At 41.8% G+C, this 1686-nt stretch carries 1 protein-coding gene; it reads left to right on the top strand.

The window, feature by feature from the left end:
- Window positions 1-115 precede the first annotated feature (115 nt).
- Entirely contained in the window at window positions 116-1570 is a 1455-nt protein-coding gene (locus LF817_RS19930; protein ID WP_253937560.1) for an IS1182 family transposase, read from the top strand.
- Window positions 1571-1686 lie beyond the last annotated feature (116 nt).

Raw genomic sequence — 1686 nt, 5'->3', positions numbered from 1 at the left:
GAGGCCACTGAAAAAGTCCATGATAAAACTAAACACGCATCCTTTCTTTGAAAATCAAAGAAAGGATGCGTGTTTTCTTGTATAATGAAAGAACTACATAAAAGTGAGGGATTCGATGTTAGACCGACAGTTATCAATGAATTTCAGTCAATTTGAGGGGCTTTACGATATGGTGGTTCCCAAAGACCATCTTCTTCGAAAAATTAATGACATCGTTGATTTTTCTTTCGTGTACGAGGAGCTTGAAAGTAAATACTGTCACACGAACGGTCGAAACGCCATTCATCCCATTCGAATGTTTAAATATCTTCTCCTAAAAACCATTTATAAGATTTCCGATGTCGACTTAGTGGAACGTACACAAGTCGATATGTCCTTCAAATACTTCTTAGAGATGGCCCCTGAAGAGGACGTCATCGACCCAAGTTTATTAGCTCACTTTCGTCGAAAGCGCTTGGATGACGATGATCTTATCGATCTCTTGATTCAGAAAAGCGTTGAAATCGCGATCGAAAAGGAAGTCATTCAATCCAAGTCTGTCATCTTAGACGCAACGCACACTCGATCACGCTATAACCAATCGTCTCCAGAAGAAGTGCTGCGCAATCGCTCAAAATCCGTACGCAAGACGATTTACACTGTAAATGAAGACATGAAAGAGAAGTTCCCAGAGAAGCCCACGGAAGATACACTTGAGGCTGAATTGGATTATTCCCAACGTCTCGTCGAAATTATTGAGAAAGAACCGGCTCTTGTTTCGCTTCCAAAGATTAAAGAACCGTTAAACTTATTGAAGGAAACGATTGAAGACGACCAACTGGAACTTAGGGCATCCGAAGATCCGGATGCCCGTCTTGGTCACAAATCCGCAGATTCCTCGTTCTTTGGATATAAGACTCACCTCGCGCTGTCTCAAGAACGTATCATCACTGCGGCAACCGTAACGACAGGCGAAAAGACAGATGGAAAACAACTTCAGACGTTAGTGGAAAAGAGTCAAGAAGCTGGAATGGAAGTTGAAGAAATCATCGGAGACGCAGCGTATTCGGAAAAGGGAAATATCGCTTATGCCAGAGAGAATAGCATGAGCCTCGTTTCAAAGTTAAACCCGTCTGTATCTCATGGTTCCCGTAAGAAAGAAGATGAATTCGAGTTCAATAAGGATGCCGGGATGTACGTATGTCCAGCTGGGCATATGGCCGTTCGTAAAGCTCGTCAAGGAAAGAAAAATGAGGGAACAAATCAAACGGACACGTACTACTTTGATGTGGAAAAATGTAAGAAATGCCCTCTTCAAGAAGGGTGTTATAAGCCAGGAGCTAAAAGCAAGTCCTACTCGGTTTCCATAAAATCAGAGGAACACCAAAACCAAGTAGCGTTTCAGAACAGTGAATTCTTTAAAGAAAAGGCAAAAGAACGATATAAAATTGAAGCGAAGAATAGTGAGTTGAAGCATAGACACGGATATGAGATTGCCTCATCTTCGGGTCTTAAAGGCATGCGTGTACAAGGGGCGATGGCAATCTTCACCGTCAATATAAAGAGAATAATAAAACTCATGAAGGAATAAGAGGACAAAACCCTCTTACTTACAACCAAAGAAGCCGCGTTGGACGATAAAATAGTCCAACGCGGCTTCCTTTTTTGATATATAACTCAAAAAGTTAGCAGTTCTTCAGTGGCCTC

Origin of the sequence: Halobacillus sp. A1 (assembly GCF_024189295.1) — a bacterium.
Lineage (GTDB): Bacteria > Bacillota > Bacilli > Bacillales > Halobacillaceae > Halobacillus_A.
Note: the sequence above shows the minus strand (reverse complement) of the source record. Positions and strands in the feature narration are given on the sequence as shown.